Source organism: Streptomyces sp. NBC_00569 (assembly GCF_036345255.1).
In the GTDB taxonomy this organism is placed as follows: Bacteria; Actinomycetota; Actinomycetes; order Streptomycetales; family Streptomycetaceae; genus Streptomyces.
The window spans coordinates 2,579,561-2,597,273 of sequence record NZ_CP107783.1; the positions used below are offsets into that span (position 1 = coordinate 2,579,561).

The window sequence follows — 17,713 nt, forward strand, 5'->3', positions numbered from 1 at the left end:
GACTCACGGCACAGGCAGGGCGGTGAACGGCAGACATGACGCGTACGACACGCACAGAGCGGACGAGGGGGACACAGATGGCGGCCCCCGGGCGTGACAGCGCCTACGTACGCCTGGCGCGCGAGCTGCGCGAGGCGATCCTGCGGCACGACTACCCCGAGGGGGTGCGGCTGCCCACGGAGGCGGAGCTCGCCGCCTCGCACGGGCTCAGCCGGCAGACCGTGCGGCGCGCCTTCCAGGACCTGGTCACGGAGGGCCTGGTGCACCGGGTCCCGGGGCGCGGCACGTTCGCCGCACCCCGCGAGGAGCAGTATCTGCGGCAGTTCGGCTCGGTCGAGGACCTCATGGCGCTCTCCCTCGACACGACGATGCGCCTGGTGTCGCCGCTGCGCCGCCGGGTCGACGTGGACGCGGCGGGCAGGCTGCGCGTCGGCTCCGACCGCGTGGACCACCTCTCGTTCCTGCGGCTGCACGAGGACACCCCGTTCTGCCTGACGACGGTGCATCTGCCGCCGGACGTGGGCGCGCTCGTCGCGGACCGCCCGGAGCTGACGAAGGCGGGCACGGACAGCCGCGTCACCATCATCGGCCTCCTCGACGGCCGGCTGCCCGAGCCGATCGCGGAGGCGGAGCAGTCCGTCACGGTCGCCGTCGCGTCGGCCGAGGTGGCGGCCCAGCTGGACTGCCCGCCGCAGCATCCGCTGCTCCGGATCGACCGCCTCTACCTGTCGGCGTCGGGCCGCCCGGTCGAGCTGGCCGTCAGCCACTTCGTTCCCGAGCACTACTCGTACCGGGTGCGGCTGCGCCGCCATCCGCGCTGAGGCACGCACGGCGCGGCCGGTGACCGGTCGTGTCCGCGTGTCTCAGAGCGACGACGCGACCGTCAGCCCCTCCAGCACGGCCTCCTCCACGGTCCGCGGTGACACGCAGTCCCCCGCCATCAGGACCTCACCCACCCGTCCGTTCGCCAGGCCGGCGAGTTCAGCCACGGGGTCGTGCCCCTGGGCGAGGACGACGGCCGCGACCCCTTCGATGATCACCGGCTCCTCGGTGAGGGTGTGCTGGAAGTACGCCGTGTCGGCGTCGGCGCCGTAGGGGCGCACCGTCGGCACGGTCTCGACGCCGGCCCGCGCGGCCTCGGCGAGCATCGACGCGCGCACGTACTGCTGAAGATGCTCACCGGCACCGAAGCCGGTCGTGCACAGCGTCACTTTCCGCCCCTGCCGGGCGAGTTGGACGGCCACACCTATGCCGATCCAGTCACCGCGCCAGTCCGCGACGACGATCCGGCCCTTGGGCACGTCGACGGTGCCGCGGACGACGTCCCAGGCGTCCAGCACGACGGGGTCGTCGAGGAGTTCGAGCGCGGGCCGGCGCGGCACCGCGCCCGTGGCGACGACGAGCGTGTCCGCCTCTTCACGGTCGAGCAGCTCGGCGTCGACGCGGGACCCGGTGACGATCCGCGCGCCGGCCCGCCGCGCCTCACCCTCCAGATTGGTGATCGCACCACCGAACTCGGCACGTCCCGGCAGGAGTTGGGCGAGCAGCACCTGGCCGCCCACGCGCCGCGCCGCCTCGTGCAGGGTGACGTCGTGCCCACGGGACGCGGCCACGGCTGCGGCCTTGAGCCCGGCGGGACCGCCACCGGCGATGAGTACCTTCCGGCGCCTGGTGGGCAGGGGCAGCCGCGTGAACCGGCGCTCCCTGCCGGTCTCGGGGTGCTGGATGCAGGAGATCGGGTAGCCGCGCTGGAAGTGGCCGATGCAGGCCTGGTTGCAGCCGATGCAGGCCCGGATCTCCTCCGTGCGGCCGTCGCTCGCCTTGCCCGGCATGTCCGGGTCGCAGATCAGAGCGCGGGTCATGGCGCAGGCGTCGGCCTGACCCTCCTTGATGATCTGCTCGGCCTCCTGGGGCTGGTTGACGCGCCCGGCGACCATGACCGGCACCTCGACCGCCGCCCGCACACGTGCCGCGATGGGTGCGGTGTATCCGGCGGGCTGTGTCATCGGGGGCGCGATGTGCACGGCCCCGGAGATCGTCGCCGACGAGCCGGCGCAGACGCTCACATAGTCGACGAGACCCTCGCGGTCCAGGCGGGCCGCGGCCTCGACGGCGAGCTCGGCGGTGAGGCCGTCGTGGCTCAACTCGTCGCCGGATATGCGCAGTCCGGCCACGAAGCCGGGTCCGGTGTGCGCCCGTACCGACGCGAGGGCCTCGCGCAGGAACCGCAGCCGGCCGTCCGCGTCACCCCCGTACCCGTCGGCGCGCACGTTGACCTGCGGGTTGAGGAACTGAGCCGGGAGGTAGCCGTGGCTGGCGACGACCTCCACCCCGTCGAGCCCGGCGGCGCGCAACCTGCGGGCCGCCTCTCCGTACCCGTCGACGACTTCGCGTATCTCGGCCTCGGTCATGGCGCGCGGCATCACATGGAAGCGTTCGCTGGGCGTCGCCGACGCGGACCAGGCGACGGGCGCGGAGCCGTCGCGCGACTCCAGAATCTCGCGTCCCGGATGGAAGAGCTGCCCGAAGACCTTGGCGCCGTGCCGGTGCGCGGCCTCGGCGAGCCGCCGGTACCCCTCGACACACGAGTCGTCCGTGGCCATGAGGACATGCGTCGTGTACCGCGCCGTCTCGTGAACTCCCGCCACCTGTACGACGATGAGCCCGACGCCGCCCTCCGCGCGCGCCTCGTGATAGGCGACCAGATCGTCGGTGACCTGCCCGCCCTCGACGAGGACCGTGTCATGGCCGGAGGACAGGACGCGGTTCTTCAGCGTCACGCCGCCGATGGCGAGCGGGCTGAACAGGTGCGGGAATGCGGTCGACGTCATGGCGCGGTGCCTCCTGTGAACTGCGGCTCGGATGGAGTGAGGTGAGAGGGAAACAGCTCAGTCGCGTACACCGAGGACCGAGCGGGCCGTGGCGAGGATGACGGCGGCGTAGCCCTCCGCCCCCATGCCGCTGCCCGACGCCACGGCCATGTCGCAGCCGTCGACGGCGGCGAGCACGGACCGCACCGCGACGTCGGTGGGCACGACGGGCGCGAACTTCCCCGCGGCGACGCCCGATTCGGCGATGCCGAGGACGAGCTCGCGCCAGTCCTGGTGGGCGCGGCGCACCCCGTCGCGCAGCTCGGGCCTGCGGGCGGCGCTCGCGCAGAACTCGGTCCAGGTCGCGCACCGACGCTGGAGGTCGGGGTCGTCGGCCAGTTCGCGCACGAGGAGTTCGAAGCGGCGCCACGGGTCGGGCTCGGCGGACGCGCCCTTGCGCCAGCGGGCGATGAGCTCGCCGATCGACCACTCGAAGGCTTCGCGGAACAGCAGGTCGCGTGTGTCGAAGTAGTGCTGGAGCAGCCCGATGGACACGCCGGCGCCGCGCGCCACGTCCCTCATGCGCGCCGCGTCGAAGCCGCGTTCGGCCATCACCAGGGCGGCCGCCCGCAGAATCCGCTCACGCTGCGCCTCGCCCGCGTCGCCGCCGCTCTCCTTCTCCCCCATGCCCGCCCCTCGTCTCTGTGCCGGTCGCTCCGGAACCCGTCGCCCGGGAACCGGTCCCTCTGGAATTGGCCACTGCCGAACCCCTATCCCGGCCAACAATAACGAATTATTGTGACCGCCGACACAGCACGGCGGCATCACTTTTCGCCGCGCCGGACCTTCTCCCGTGAGCCCCCGACCGAGACAGGTGGCCCCCTTGAGCCAACAGCTCCACAAGTCCCTGACCTGGCGCGACGGCCTCGCCATCGCCATGGTGATCCCCAACGGCCTGCTCCTGACGGTGGGTTACACCGTGGGCGCGATCGGAGGCTGGACGGCGATCACCATCTGGTGCGTCGGGGCACTCGTCGCGTTCGCGCAGAACATGCTGTTCGCCGAGACCGCCGCGATGTTCCCCGGCATGTCCGGCGGCATCAGCAGGTACGCCACCGAGGGCTGGAAGCGCTACTTCGCCCCGCTGGGCGCCGTGGCGTCGTACGGCTACTGGATCGGCTGGTCGTTCAGCATCGCGGTCAACGGCGCGGCGATCGGCCACCTCATCACCGCCCAGTGGTTCCCGCACGCCCCGTCGATCCCGTTCCCCGGCCACCGCATCGGCCTTCCGGAGGCGCTCGCGGTCCTGGCGATCGCCGGCGGCTGGGCCTGTAACTACTTCGGCGCGCGGCTGGCCGCGAGCGTCTCCAAGGCCGTCGCGGCCCTGGTGATGTGCGGTCTCGCGGTGGTCGTCATCGCCCCGTTCCTGCACCCGGGCAGCTGGGACGCGTCCCGTCTGACCTGGTACCACGGCGGCAGCTGGATGACACTGATCGTGTGGTTCTACGTCACGGCCTGGACGACGTACGGCACCGAGATCTGCGCGTCGTTCGCGCCCGAGTACCGCGACACGGCGCGCGACACGGCGAAGGCGCTGCGGCTGACGTCCCTCATCTCCCTCGGTGTCTTCTTCGTCGTCCCGCTCGCCACGGTCGGCAGCGTCGGCGAGGAGACGCTGCGCTCGGACCCGGTCGGCGCGTTCGCCACCGCCTTCACCCAGGCGCTCGGCGGCTTCTCCGACGTCGGCGTCCTCATCCTGATCGTCTCGATGTTCTTCGGCATGGTGTCGTGCACGGCGGACGGGGGCCGGGCGCTGTACGGCCTGGCGCGAGAGGGCATGACCGTACGGCAGCTCGACAAGGTGAACCGCTGGGGCGTGCCGGGCCGGGCCCTCACCCTGGACGCCCTCGTCAACGCGGCGATCGTGGTCCTGCTCGGGGAACCCCTGAGCATTCTCATCGCCAGCAACTTCGGCTATCTGGTGGCCATGACACTCGCGGTCGCGGGCTTCCTGCTCCTGCGCAAGGACCGTCCCGACTGGCCCCGCCCGATCCGCCGTGCCCGCGCCTGGATCCCGGTCGCCTGGGTCATCCTGGCGTTCAACATCGTGATCGTCTCGGTGGGCGTCACGCATCCGTCCCTCGCGGGCTACGGGGGCGCGACGGAGTCCTTCCTCGCCGTCGGCATCCTGCTGATCTCGGTGGTCCTGTACGCGTACCGCAGGGTGGTCCAGGACGGGGAACGGATCGCCTGGCGCATCGAACCGCCGCTGACGCCGCAGGACGAGGCGGCCCCTCAGCCCCCGAACTCGGCGACCGCGCGCTCCACGATCCCCTCCAACCGGTCGTGATGGGCACCCCGCCAGTACACGCGCCCGCACGCGCGGCACTGGGCGAAGACGTCGTACGTGCCGCGCGTCCCGCCTTCGAGCAGGTCGGCGACGTCCTCCTTACGCGCATCCTTCAGCAGCCCGTTGCAGGCGGTGCACCGGGTCCAGGGGTGCAGCTCGGGCGTGAACCGGCCCAGTACGTCGCGTAGTTGCTCGTCGGGCCGGTCGCTGTAGATGTACGCGCCGGCCCACAGCTCGCGCCGCCGCAGCAGCCCGCGGTCTCTGCTGAGCATGACGCGCCGCTCGGCGGCGGAGCGGGCCGCGAGCGCGGGGTCGCCGATGTCCGTGGACTCGTACGCGGCGTCGACCCCGAGCAGCCTCAACCGCCGTGCCAGCGTGCCGAGATGGACATCGAGCAGGAACCGCAGCGGTGCTCCCCCGACCCGCTGCGGCCGGACGACGGCCCGGACCTCGACCCGCTCCCCGGCCACGGGAATGTGCCCGAAGGCCGCCTCACGCCCGTCCACGACCAGCACCCCGACCTCCGTCAGCGGCACGCCGAGCGACTCGATCACATGCCCCAGCGTGGACACGCCGTCGGTGACGAGCGGAACGGCAGCGCCCCCGCGCCGCGCATGCGGAACGAACAACTCCAACTCGGGCACGACACTGACGAGGATCTCCGGTCCGTTCATCGGCTCAGGATGCCATGCGCGCAGGGGCGGGGACCTGCGGTTATTCCCTCGCACGAAGCGGGGGCGCCGCGCGCCGAACCGCCTGACGACCCGCGCGACCCTCCGTTGCCGGCCGACGAATGGCCACCCGTCCTGCTCGGCTCGACGAGCCGGGGCCGACCGGGGCACGTCACCCTCTTCGGCACGCTGCGCAATGCTCTCCACGGCCAACCCTGCCGCTACGCCCGTCACCTGGCGCAGCGACTGCAGCCGGCCACTCGGTGAGCCGACCGCGTCAGCAGCCGCGCGCCCGCGGCTCGAACTTCACGCGCGCGTGCTCGTCCTTGCCATGGACGTCGCTGTACGTGGCGTGGCTGACCCGGAACCAGAGGTCGTCCTTGGCGGGCTTCCCGTTCACGTCGTCGAGCCGCACACACCACCGCTCGGTCCGCACGACACGCGTGTACGTCTCGCTGCCCTTGCGGACCTTGTGGCACTGCTTGTAGCGCTCGGTGGTGTACCAGGTACGAGTCGTCTTACGCTTGCCACTGCCGCTGCGCGAGGTGTGCTTGACCTTCCGGGTGGCCGGATCACACTCCTTGACCATGTGCGCGCGGGTGCCCTTGACGGTCTTGCGCGGAAGATGCCGCACGGCGTCGTAGAGACCACGCACCTGATCTGAGTGCGGCCTGGAGTACCCACCGCCCTTGCCCCCGCCGTGACCGTCGCCCTTGTCCGCACCCCCACCGCACGCACTCAGAACGGCCACGAGCATCAATGTCAGGCCGGCGAGTGCCGGGCGCTGCTTCACGGACATTTCTCCTCTTCAGGGGCTCGCACACCAGAGGTGTACACGTCATACATCGCGCCGCAGCGTATCCGATCACGTGTACGCGGCGGACATGCGGGCGACCTGTATGGCAAGAGCCGCAAGCCCCGATTCACCCCAAGAGGCGCGCTCAGCGGGCCGCGTGGCCGACGATCACGCCCTGCACTACATCGCCTACCCGGCGATCACCGTCCTGTCGGACGGGCGGGGCAAGAACGTCCCGTTCTCGCCGACGCAGCAGGACTTCAACGTCGGGTTCCTGCGGATGGCCGAGCACCTGTCCCTGCCCCTGCCCCCTGTCCTCGTCCCAGCCGGAGAACGTGCCCGGCACGATGCGTTGCATTCGCCACAATTTGCCCATTTCCGGTCGAATAAATGCATAAATGGTTCGCTCGGGGCTGGTCGCTCTCCACTGGCGACCGGCCCCAGGCATTCGACGACCAGTGGACGGGAGACGGTTTGATCACGGTACGTAAGCGGACCACCGCTCTGACGGCTACGGCCGGCGTGCTCGGCGGGGTACTCGCACTCACGGCCCTCGGCGGGGCGAGCCAGGCTGCCACCGGGGGAAACGGCCATGGTGATCACCCTCACTCGCAGACGAAGGGACAGCAGGCCGGCGCGCAGGACGCTTCCGACGCCCGAATAAAGATCACGCCCGGGCAAGGTGCCCACCAGGTCGGGATCGACGACCCCGTCAAGGTCACCGTCAGCAACGGCAAGCTCACCAAGGTGACCATGGCCGCCGTCGCGACCGGTACCGAGATTCCGGGCACCCTGGCCGCGGACGGCACGTCCTGGCAGCCGGACAAGCCGCTGGAGCGAGCCACCAGGTACCAGATCGCCGCGGAGGCCGCGGACGCCAAGGGCCGCTCCGCCACCGAGAACGCCTCGATCACCACAGTCTCCCCAGCGGGCGACTTCATCGGGCACGTCTCCCCCGAGGACGGCTCGACCGTCGGCGTGGGCATGCCGGTGACGGTCACCTTCGACAGGGCGATCAGCGACAAGGCCGCCATGGCGTCGAAGATCCAGGTGAGCTCCAGCAGCGGCCAGCGCGTCGCCGGTCACTGGCTCAACGACGGCCGCCTGGACTTCCGCCCCCAGAACTACTGGAAGGCCGGCTCCACCGTCACCGTCAAACTCACCGACCACGGCATCCAGAAGACGGTCACGTTCAAGGTCGGCCGGAGCCAGGTCAGCACGGTCGACGCCAAAACGAAGCGGATGACCGTCGTACAGGACGGCAAGACGATCAAGACGATCGCGATCTCGTCCGGCAGCGATGAGCACCCGACGTACAACGGCCGGATGGTCATCTCCGAGAAGTACCGGCAGATCCACATGAACGGTGCGAGCGTCGGCCTCACGGAGAAGGACGGCAAGCCCTCGTACGACATCGAGGCCGTACCGCACGCCATGCGCCTGACCGACTCGGGCACGTTCATCCACGGCAACTACTGGGGTGCCGACTCGGTCTTCGGCAAGGTCAACACCAGCCACGGGTGCGTGGGCCTGAAGGACGCCAGGGCCGGCGACGACGGCACGCAGCCGGCCGCATGGTTCTTCGACCACTCGATGACCGGCGACGTCGTGATCATCAAGAACTCCACGGACCACACCAAGCTGGCCCCCGGCAACGGCCTCAGTGACTGGAACATGCCGTGGAGCGAGTGGGTCGCGGGAGGCACGACCGGCTGACGCGGCGTCACTCCGCTCGCATCAGCACAAGCAAGGGCCCCGACCATCCGGTCGGGGCCCTTGCTTGCGTTATTGCTTCTTGTGTCCGAGGGGGGACTTGAACCCCCACGCCCGATAAAGGGCACTAGCACCTCAAGCTAGCGCGTCTGCCATTCCGCCACCCGGACAAGGTGTCTGTCGCCCGGCCGGGGTGTTCCCCGCGGCGACATGGACAACGATACCAAGCTTTCGGAGTGCCTTTCACCTGCGTATCTGTCGTGGGCACACACGTGGGCGCACACGTGAGCGGCACACCACTCGCTGTCACGGAGGTGTGCCGCTCGGTGATGCCGGGTCGCCTACGGCATCAGGTGGTACTCCGGGAAGTTGCCCGGCAGGCGCTCACCCTCCGGGCCTCTCGTCACCGCTCGCACCAGCAGCTCGCCGCCCACGAACGCTCCGCGCCACGACGCTCCGAAGCCCCCGAAGAGCTCGTCCCGGTCGCCGCGCGAGCGCGGCTTGCCCCGGCCTGTTTTGAAGGCGCGGATCTGTGGGGCGAGGCGGTCGTACGTCGCGTCGTCGTCCGTGGACAGGGTGGCGACGAGCGCGCCGTTGGAGGCGTTCATCGCGGCGAGCAGCTCCGCCTCGGTGTCGACCAGGACGATGGTGTCGACGGGGCCGAACGGTTCGGCGTGATGGAGGGGCGAGGAGGGAGGTGGGCTCAGGAGGGTGACCGGGTGGACGTACGCGCTCGTGTCCTGGCCGGGCAGGAAGCGGGCGGGGTCCGGGGCGCCGCGGTGCAGCGGCACGGCGCCGCGGTCGATGGCCTCCGCGACCTGGTCGGCGAGCTCCTTCGCCTTGGTCGCGTTGACGAGCGGCCCGAAGTCGAGCTGGGGGTAGGGGTCTCGGGGGTTCGCCACTGCCAGGGGGTGGCCGATGCGCAGCGTCCGTACGGCCGGGAGGTACGCGGCGAGGAAGTCGTCGAAGAGGCTGCGCTGGACGACGAAGCGCGGGTACGCGGTGCAGCGCTGCTTGCCGTAGTCGAAGAGCTTGGGGATCACGGACGCGAGCTTGTCCCAGTCGGAGTAGTTCCAGATGCCCCAGGTGTTGAGGCCCTCCTGTTCGAGGATGTGGCGCTTGCCGAGGTCGGCGACGGCCGTGGCGACGGCGGCGCCGGTGTCGCGGCCGCCGACGAACGAGACGCAGCCGATCTCGGGGGCCCGCACCAGCGCTTCGGAGAGTTCGCCTCCGCTGCCGCTGACGAGGGTGACGGGGATGCCCTCGCGGGCGGCGAGCGCGCAGGCCAGGGTGAGGCAGGCGACGCCGCCGTCGGTGGGGGTCTTGGCGATGACCGCGTTGCCGGCGAGTGCCTGGACCAGGACCGCGTGCACGAGGACGCTCATCGGGTAGTTCCAGCTGGCGATGTTCGAGACGGGGCCGTCGAGCGGGGCGCGGCCCTCGACCATGGGCTCGATGCCGTCGACGTACCAGCGCACCCCGTCGATGGCGCGGTCGACGTCGGCCTGGGCGAGGCGCCAGGGCTTGCCGATCTCCCAGACGAGGAGAAGCGCGAGGAGTTCGCGGTGCTGGGTGAGGGCGTCGAGGGTGGCGCCGACGCGGGCGCGGCGCTCGTCGAGCGGGATGTGCCGCCAGGCGCGGTGCTGGTCGAGGGAGGCGCGCACCGCCTGGTGGGCGGTGGCGGCGTCGAGGCGGGGCGGTCCGGCGATGGGGCTGCCGTCGACGGGGGTAGTGGCGGGCAGCGCGCGGCCGTCGGCCTTCCAGGTGCCGTTCCACAGGTTGAGTACGCGGTCGTCGCGGAACGCCTCGGGGGCGACGGCGAGGCAGCGCTGCCAGGCGTCGTGCCAGGAGGTGCCGGCCTTGAGGGTGGTCGCCACGGGAGTGTCCGGGCCGGTGGCGCCGGGGCCGGGGGTGCGGTTCGTGGAGTTGTCTGCCATTTCGGGTTCTCCGCTCACGGTGCACAGTCGGGGCGGGGGGTGCATGGCTGGTGTGCGGTGGAGTGGGGAGGTTGCCCGCTGGGCTCGCTCCCCACTCCCGCGGTGGGGCGTTACTGCGCCAAGCGGTCGAGGACCAGGCGGGCCGTTTCCGTCGGGGTGGAGCCGACGCGGACCCCGGCCGCTTCCAGGGCCTCCTTCTTGGCCTGCGCCGTGCCGGAGGAGCCCGAGACGATCGCGCCCGCGTGGCCCATGGTCTTGCCCTCGGGGGCGGTGAACCCGGCGATGTAGGCGACGACGGGCTTGGTGACGTGGTCGCGTACGTAGGCAGCGGCGCGCTCCTCCGCGTCGCCGCCGATCTCCCCGATGAGGACGATCAGGTCGGTGTCCGGGTCGTCCTGGAACGCGGCGAGGCAGTCGATGTGCGTCGTGCCGATGACGGGGTCGCCGCCGATGCCGACGCAGGTGGAGAAGCCGATGTCGCGCAGTTCGTACATGAGCTGGTAGGTGAGGGTGCCGGACTTGGAGACGAGGCCGATGCGGCCAGCCTTGGCGATGTCGGCGGGGATGATGCCGGCGTTGGACTGGCCGGGGGTGATCAGGCCGGGGCAGTTGGGGCCGATGATGCGGGTGCCCTTCGCGGCGGCGTACGCGTGGAAGGTCACGGCGTCGTGGACGGGGATGCCCTCCGTGATGACGACGGCGAGGGGGATGCCCGCGTCGGCGGCCTCCGTGACGGCGGCCTTGGCGAAGACGGGCGGTACGAAGACGACGGTGACGTCGGCGCCGGTGGCCGCGATGCCCTCGGCGACGGAGCCGAAGACGGGGACGGCGCGGTCGTCGAAGTCGACGCTGCGGCCGGCCTTGCGCGGGTTGACGCCGCCGACGACGTTCGTGCCGGCGGCGAGCATGCGCCGGGTGTGCTTCATGCCCTCGGCACCGGTCATGCCCTGGACGAGGACCTTGCTCTCCTTGGTCAGATAGATCGCCATGTCCCGCTCTCCTTGGTCAGGTTGATCGCCATGTCACGGGCTCCTCAGCGCGCGTCGGCGAGTTCGGCGGCCCGGCGCGCGGCGCCGTCCATGGTGGTGGCCTGTTCGACGAGGGGGTGGGCGCGGCCGTCGAGGATGGCGCGGCCCTCCACGGCGCTGTTCCCGTCGAGGCGGACGACGAGCGGTTTGGTCAGCCGGACGGACTCCAGGGCCTGGACGATGCCGTCGGCGACGGCGTCACAGGCGGTGATGCCGCCGAAGACGTTCACGAAGACGGACTTCACCGCCGGGTCGGAGAGGATGACGGAGAGGCCGTCGGCCATGATCTGAGCGGAGGCGCCACCGCCGATGTCGAGGAAGTTGGCGGGGCGGGCGCCGCAGCCCGCGACCACGTCGAGGGTCGACATGACGAGCCCGGCGCCGTTGCCGATGATGCCGACCTCGCCGTCGAGCTTGACGTAGTTGAGGCCCTTGGCCGCGGCGGCCGCTTCGAGGGCGTCGTCGTGGGCGGCTTCCTGGGTGCCCCAACGCTCTTGGCGGAAGCGGGCGTTGTCGTCGAGGGTGACCTTGCCGTCGAGGGCGAGGATCTGGCCGCCGCTCGTGCGGACGAGGGGGTTCACCTCGACGAGTACGGCGTCCTCGCGGGTGAGGACGTCCCAGAGACGGACCAGGACGTCGACGGTCCGGTCGGGGAGGCCGGCGGCCTGGGCGATCTGTGCGGCCTTCGCCGTGGTGACTCCCTCGGCCGGGTCGACCGGAATGCGGGCGACGGCCTCGGGCCGGTTCGCCGCGACCTCCTCGATGTCCATGCCGCCCTCCGCGGAGGCGATGGCGAGGAAGCGTCCGGCCGCGCGGTCGAGGACGTAGGAGACGTAGAACTCGCTCTCTATGTCGACCGGTTGGGCCAGCATCACCTTGCCGACGGTGTGGCCCTTGATGTCCATGCCGAGGATCTGGCGTGCCGTCAGTTCGGCGGCGGCCGGGTCGGCGGCGAGTTTGACGCCGCCCGCCTTGCCTCGGCCGCCGGTCTTCACCTGCGCCTTGACGACGACGCGGCCGCCCAGCCTGCGCGCGATCTCGCGGGCCTCCCTGGGTGACTCCGTGACCTCGGCTTTCGGCACCAAGATGCCGTGTTCTTCGAAGAGTTCCCTTGCCTGGTGCTCGTACAGGTCCATCTCGGCTCCTGCCGTAAAAGTGCCGCACGCCCCCTGGACACCACCCACCGGATGCGGGATAACAAGCTTCATACAGTATTCGTCGACTGTATGCAATGTACTGCGACAGCGCACGACTCCCCTACGAAGGGACAGGACTTCGCCATGCCCGACGACAGCCAGGAACTCATCTCCGGTGGTCATCTGGTCGCCAAGGCGCTCAAGGCAGAAGGTGTGGAAGTCATCTACACCCTGTGCGGCGGTCACATCATCGACATCTACGACGGCTGCGTCGACGAAGGCATTGAAGTCGTCGACGTCCGTCACGAGCAGGTCGCCGCCCACGCGGCGGACGGGTACGCGCGCATCACCGGAAAGCCCGGCTGCGCCGTCGTCACCGCGGGCCCGGGCACCACCGACGCCGTCACCGGTGTCGCGAACGCGTTCCGCGCGGAGTCACCCATGCTCCTCATCGGCGGCCAGGGCGCGCACACCCAGCACAAGATGGGCTCGCTCCAGGACCTGCCGCACGTCGACATGATGACGCCCATCACCAAGTTCGCCGCGACGGTGCCCGACACCGCGCGCGCCGCCGACATGGTGTCGATGGCGTTCCGCGAGTGCTACCACGGCGCCCCCGGCCCGTCCTTCCTGGAGATCCCGCGCGATGTCCTCGACGCCAAGGTGCCGGTGGACAAGGCCCGCGTGCCCCAGGCCGGGCAGTACCGGGCCTCGACCCGCTCGGCCGGTGACCCCGAGGCGATCGAGAAGCTCGCCGACCTCCTCGTGCACGCCGAGAAGCCGGCGATCCTGCTCGGCAGCCAGGTGTGGACGACCCGTGCCACCAAGGACGCCATCGAGCTCGTACGCGCCCTCAACGTGCCCGCGTACATGAACGGCGCGGGCCGCGGCACCCTGCCGCCCGGCGACCCGCACCACTTCCAGCTCTCGCGCCGCTACGCCTTCTCGAACGCCGACCTCATCATCATCGTCGGCACGCCCTTCGACTTCCGCATGGGCTACGGCAAGCGCCTCTCCCCCGACGCGACCGTCGTGCAGATCGACCTCGACTACCGCACCGTCGGCAAGAACCGCGACATCGACCTCGGCATCGTCGGTGACGCGGGCCTCGTCCTGAAGTCGGTCACCGAGGCCGCCTCCGGACGGCTGAACGGCGGGGGCGCCAAGCGCAAGGAGTGGCTCGACGAACTGCGGGCCGCCGAGCAGACCGCCATCGAGAAGCGCCTGCCGAGCCTGCGCTCCGACGCCTCGCCGATCCACCCGTACCGCCTGGTCAGCGAGATCAACGACTTCCTCACCGAGGACTCCATCTACATCGGCGACGGCGGCGACATCGTCACCTTCTCCGGGCAGGTCGTCCAGCCCAAGTCGCCGGGCCACTGGATGGACCCGGGGCCGCTGGGCACGCTCGGCGTCGGCATCCCGTTCGTCCTCGCCGCCAAGCAGGCGCGGCCCGACAAGGAGGTCGTCGCGCTCTTCGGCGACGGGGCGTTCTCGTTGACGGGCTGGGACTTCGAGACCCTCGTCCGTTACAACCTGCCCTTCGTCGGGATCGTCGGCAACAACTCGTCGATGAACCAGATCCGTTACGGCCAGAAGGCCAAGTACGGCGACGAGCGCGAGCGCGTCGGCAACACCCTCGGCGACGTCCACTACGACAAGTTCGCGCAGATGCTGGGGGGTTACGGCGAAGAGGTCCGCGACCCCGCCGACATCGCGCCCGCGCTCCGGCGGGCCCGCGAGTCCGGGAAGCCCTCGCTGATCAACGTGTGGGTCGACCCGGACGCGTACGCCCCCGGAACCATGAACCAGACCATGTACAAGTGAGGAGCCCTGCCATGACCACCAAGGCTCTTGAGGGCGTCCGTGTCCTCGACATGACCCATGTGCAGTCCGGGCCCTCCGCGACCCAGCTCCTCGCCTGGCTCGGCGCGGACGTGGTGAAGCTGGAGGCACCGACCGGGGACATCACGCGCAAGCAGCTGCGTGACCTGCCGGACGTCGACTCGCTCTACTTCACGATGCTCAACTGCAACAAGCGGAGCATCACCCTCAACACGAAGACCGAGCGCGGCAAGGAGCTCCTGACCGAGCTGATCCGGCGCTCCGACGTCATGGTCGAGAACTTCGGCCCGGGCGCCGTCGACCGGATGGGCTTCACCTGGGAGCGCATCCAGGAGATCAACCCGCGCATCGTCTACGCCTCCATCAAGGGCTTCGGCGACGGCCCGTACACCAACTTCAAGGCGTACGAGGTCGTGGCGCAGGCCATGGGCGGCTCGATGGCGACCACCGGGTTCGAGGACGGTCCCCCGCTGGCCACCGGCGCGCAGATCGGCGACTCCGGCACCGGCATCCACGCCGTCGCCGGCATCCTCGCGGCGCTGTTCCAGCGCGAGAACACCGGGCGCGGCCAGCGCGTGAACGTCGCCATGCAGCACGCGGTGCTCAATCTGTGCCGGGTCAAGCTGCGCGACCAACAGCGCCTCACCCACGGCCTGTTGGCCGAGTATCCGAACTCCCAGGACACCGCCGAGGCGGACGAGGTGCCGCGCTCGGGCAACGCGTCCGGCGGCGGGCAGCCGGGCTGGGCGGTCAAGTGCGCGCCGGGCGGCCCGAACGACTACGTGTACGTCATCGTGCAGCCCGTCGGCTGGCAGCCGCTGAGCGAGCTGATCGGGCGGCCCGAGCTGGCCGGCGACCCCGAGTGGGCGACGCCGGAGGCGCGCCTGCCCAAGCTCAACAAGATGTTCCAGCTCATCGAGGAGTGGTCCTCGACGCTGCCCAAGTGGGAGGTGCTCGAGCGGCTCAACGCGCACAACATCCCGTGCGGGCCGATCCTGTCCACCAAGGAGATCATCGAGGACGAGTCGCTCGTCGCGAACGAGATGGTCGTCGAGGTGGCCCATCCGGAGCGCGGCACGTTCACCACGGTCGGCTCCCCCCTGAAGCTCTCCGACTCCCCCGTGGAAGTGGTCAGTTCACCCCTGCTCGGCGAGCACAACGCCGAGGTGTTCGTCGGGGAGCTGGGGCTCGGGGACGAGGAACTGCGCCTGCTCAAGTCGAACGGAGTGATCTGATTGATGGCCGAGGACCGTGAGCTCACGGTACGGGCGCTGCTCGAGTCCGTGCGCGCGGAGGGCCGCAGCGCTCTCACCGCCCCCGAGGGCAAGGTGATCGCCGACGCGTACGGGATCTCCGTACCCGGCGAGGAGCTGGCGGCGGACGTGGACGAGGCGGTCGCGTACGCGGCGCGCTTCGGCGGACCCGTCGTGATGAAGATCGTCTCCCCCGACATCCTGCACAAGACCGACGCGGGCGGCGTGATCGTGGGCGTGGAGGGCGCCGCCGACGTACGGGCCGCGTTCTGCACGATCGTGAAGAACGCGCGGGCCTACGCGCCGGACGCCCGGATCGAGGGCGTCCAGGTGCAGGAGCTGCTGCCGACCGGGCCCTCCTCCCAGGAGGTCATCGTCGGGGCCGTCACCGATCCGACGTTCGGGAAGGTCGTCGCGTTCGGGCTCGGCGGTGTGCTGGTCGAGGTGCTCAAGGACGTGACGTTCCGGCTCGCTCCGGTCGGCGCCGATGAGGCCGTGTCGATGCTGGACTCGATCCGGGCGGCCGAGGTGCTGCGCGGGGTGCGCGGCGCGCAGCCGGTCGACCGGTGGGCGCTCGCCGAGCAGATCCGCCGGGTGTCCCAACTGGTCACCGACTTCCCGGAGATCGCCGAGGTCGACCTCAACCCGGTGATCGCGACGCCGGAGGGCGCGGTCGCCGCCGACATCCGGGTGATCCTCGCCGACGGGGCGCCGAAGCAGCGGCGCACGTACTCGCGCGAGGAGATCCTCAGGTCGATGCGCCGGCTGATGCAGCCGCGCTCGGTCGCGGTGATCGGCGCGTCCAACGAGCAGGGCAAGATCGGCAATTCGGTCATGCGCAACCTCATCGACGGGGGTTTCTCCGGCGAGATCCATCCGGTGAACCCCAAGGCCGATGACATCCTGGGCCGCAAGGCGTACAAGAGTGTCACGGACGTCCCGGGTGAGGTGGATGTGGCGGTCTTCGCGATCCCCGCCAAGTTCGTGGCCTCGGCCCTCGAAGAGGTGGGACGCAAGGGGATCCCCAACGCGGTCCTGATCCCCTCCGGGTTCGCGGAGACCGGTGAACAGGCCCTCCAGGACGAGATCGTGGCGATCGGCGAGCGGTACGGGGTCCGCCTGCTCGGGCCGAACATCTACGGCTACTACTCGACGTGGCAGGACCTGTGCGCCACGTTCTGCACGCCGTACGACGTGAAGGGCGGGGTGGCGCTGACCTCGCAGTCCGGGGGCATCGGCATGGCGATCCTCGGCTTCGCGCGCACGACGAAGACCGGTGTCTCCGCGATCGTCGGGCTCGGCAACAAGTCCGACCTGGACGAGGACGACCTGCTCACATGGTTCGGCGAGGACCCCAACACCCAGTGCATCGCCATGCATCTGGAGGACCTCAAGGACGGGCGGGCCTTCGTGGAGGCCGCGCGGGCGACGGTGCCCAAGAAGCCCGTCGTGGTCCTCAAGGCGGGGCGCACCAGCGCCGGCGCGAAGGCGGCCGGTTCGCACACCGGAGCCCTCGCGGGCGACGACGCGGTGTACGACGACATCCTCAGGCAGGCCGGTGTCATCAGGGCACCGGGCCTCAACGAGATGCTCGAGTACGCGCGGGCGCTTCCCGTGCTTCCGACGCCCAAGGGCGACAACGTCGTCATCATCACCGGCGCGGGCGGCTCGGGCGTGCTGCTCTCGGACGCCATCGTCGACAACGGCCTGTCCCTGATGGAGATCCCCGAGGATCTGGACGCCGCCTTCAAGGCGTTCATCCCGCCCTTCGGCGCCGCGGGCAACCCGATCGACATCACGGGCGGTGAGCCGCCGTCGACGTACGAGGCGACCATCAGGCTCGGCCTGGAGGACCCGCGGATCCACTCCCTCGTCCTCGGCTACTGGCACACGATCGTCACCCCGCCGATGGTCTTCGCGGAGCTGACGGCACGGGTGGTCGAGGAGTTCCGCGCGCGGGGCATCGAGAAGCCCGTGGTGGCGTCGCTCGCGGGCGACGTCGAGGTCGAGGAGGCCTGCCAGTACCTCTACGAGCGCGGGGTCGTGGCGTACCCGTACACGACCGAGAAGCCGGTGGCCGCACTCGGTGCGAAGTACCGGTGGGCCCGTGCGGCGGGACTGTTGGGGGGCGGTTCATGAGGTGACCGGACTGGGGGCCGGCCGGCGGTGCGCGC

At 70.5% G+C, this 17,713-nt stretch carries 14 protein-coding genes and 1 tRNA gene; 6 read left to right on the plus strand and 9 right to left on the minus strand.

All coding sequences use genetic code 11. The annotated features are described in order from the left end of the window. Positions 1–77: 77 nt before the first annotated feature. Positions 78–821 carry a GntR family transcriptional regulator gene (locus OHO83_RS11705; RefSeq protein WP_266675415.1) on the plus strand — a complete coding sequence of 248 codons (744 nt, stop codon included), beginning with the start codon at positions 78–80 and terminating at the stop codon, positions 819–821. Positions 822–863: 42 nt separating this feature from the next. Here the strand turns inward: OHO83_RS11705 and OHO83_RS11710 are convergent, their stop codons facing one another. Both OHO83_RS11710 and OHO83_RS11715 read right to left on the minus strand, forming a co-directional pair. Continuing rightward, positions 864–2,831: an oxidoreductase gene (locus tag OHO83_RS11710; RefSeq protein ID WP_266675414.1), complete on the minus strand. Its 1,968-nt coding sequence runs from the start codon at positions 2,829–2,831 to the stop codon at positions 864–866. A gap of 57 nt (positions 2,832–2,888) precedes the next feature. After that, positions 2,889–3,497, minus strand: coding sequence for a TetR/AcrR family transcriptional regulator (locus tag OHO83_RS11715; protein WP_329433398.1), 609 nt, complete (start codon positions 3,495–3,497; stop codon positions 2,889–2,891). A 196-nt stretch (positions 3,498–3,693) separates the two neighbouring features. On the opposite strand from OHO83_RS11715, the gene OHO83_RS11720 reads away from it, so the two are divergent. Next, positions 3,694–5,160, plus strand: coding sequence for an APC family permease (locus OHO83_RS11720; protein WP_266675412.1), 1,467 nt, complete (start codon positions 3,694–3,696; stop codon positions 5,158–5,160). Here the strand turns inward: OHO83_RS11720 and OHO83_RS11725 are convergent. The 3 genes from OHO83_RS11725 to OHO83_RS11735 all read right to left on the minus strand — a co-directional run bounded on the left by OHO83_RS11725 (position 5,106) and on the right by OHO83_RS11735 (position 6,985). Then, on the minus strand, positions 5,106–5,834 hold the full coding sequence (locus tag OHO83_RS11725; RefSeq protein WP_330279412.1) for a Mut7-C RNAse domain-containing protein: 729 nt from the start codon (positions 5,832–5,834) through the stop codon (positions 5,106–5,108). The genes OHO83_RS11720 and OHO83_RS11725 overlap by 55 nt on opposite strands. Before the next feature lie 274 nt (positions 5,835–6,108). Beyond that, positions 6,109–6,630, minus strand: coding sequence for a hypothetical protein (locus OHO83_RS11730; protein ID WP_443066042.1), 522 nt, complete (start codon positions 6,628–6,630; stop codon positions 6,109–6,111). Positions 6,631–6,772: 142 nt separating this feature from the next. Next, complete coding sequence (locus tag OHO83_RS11735) at positions 6,773–6,985, minus strand: hypothetical protein (RefSeq protein WP_330279414.1); 213 nt, start codon at positions 6,983–6,985, stop codon at positions 6,773–6,775. A gap of 119 nt (positions 6,986–7,104) precedes the next feature. Between OHO83_RS11735 and OHO83_RS11740 the strand changes: the two genes are divergently transcribed. Next, a complete protein-coding gene (locus OHO83_RS11740) occupies positions 7,105–8,343 on the plus strand; it encodes a L,D-transpeptidase (protein ID WP_266676770.1) in 1,239 nt (412 codons plus the stop codon). Between the two features lie 82 nt (positions 8,344–8,425). Here OHO83_RS11740 and OHO83_RS11745 read toward each other — a convergent pair. The 4 genes from OHO83_RS11745 to sucC form a co-directional block, all read right to left on the minus strand. After that, a tRNA-Leu gene (locus OHO83_RS11745) sits at positions 8,426–8,510 on the minus strand. A 171-nt stretch (positions 8,511–8,681) separates the two neighbouring features. Next, the gene (locus OHO83_RS11750) at positions 8,682–10,277 is read right to left on the minus strand and encodes an aldehyde dehydrogenase family protein (RefSeq protein WP_330279415.1); all 1,596 of its coding nucleotides are present in this window, start codon (positions 10,275–10,277) and stop codon (positions 8,682–8,684) included. 110 nt (positions 10,278–10,387) lie between these two features. Beyond that, on the minus strand, positions 10,388–11,266 hold the full coding sequence (gene sucD, locus OHO83_RS11755) for a succinate--CoA ligase subunit alpha (RefSeq protein WP_266675408.1): 879 nt from the start codon (positions 11,264–11,266) through the stop codon (positions 10,388–10,390). Between the two features lie 44 nt (positions 11,267–11,310). Then, a complete protein-coding gene (gene sucC, locus OHO83_RS11760; RefSeq protein ID WP_329433402.1) occupies positions 11,311–12,441 on the minus strand; it encodes an ADP-forming succinate--CoA ligase subunit beta in 1,131 nt (376 codons plus the stop codon). A 144-nt stretch (positions 12,442–12,585) separates the two neighbouring features. On the opposite strand from sucC, the gene OHO83_RS11765 reads away from it, so the two are divergent. From OHO83_RS11765 to OHO83_RS11775, 3 genes are read left to right on the plus strand one after another with little or no spacing between them, the layout of a single operon-like run. Beyond that, entirely contained in the window at positions 12,586–14,268 is a 1,683-nt protein-coding gene (locus OHO83_RS11765; RefSeq protein ID WP_266675406.1) for a thiamine pyrophosphate-binding protein, read from the plus strand. Between the two features lie 11 nt (positions 14,269–14,279). Beyond that, a complete protein-coding gene (gene frc, locus OHO83_RS11770; protein ID WP_266675405.1) occupies positions 14,280–15,521 on the plus strand; it encodes a formyl-CoA transferase in 1,242 nt (413 codons plus the stop codon). Positions 15,522–15,524: 3 nt separating this feature from the next. Beyond that, the gene (locus OHO83_RS11775; protein WP_266675404.1) at positions 15,525–17,678 is read left to right on the plus strand and encodes an acetate--CoA ligase family protein; all 2,154 of its coding nucleotides are present in this window, start codon (positions 15,525–15,527) and stop codon (positions 17,676–17,678) included. Positions 17,679–17,713 lie beyond the last annotated feature (35 nt).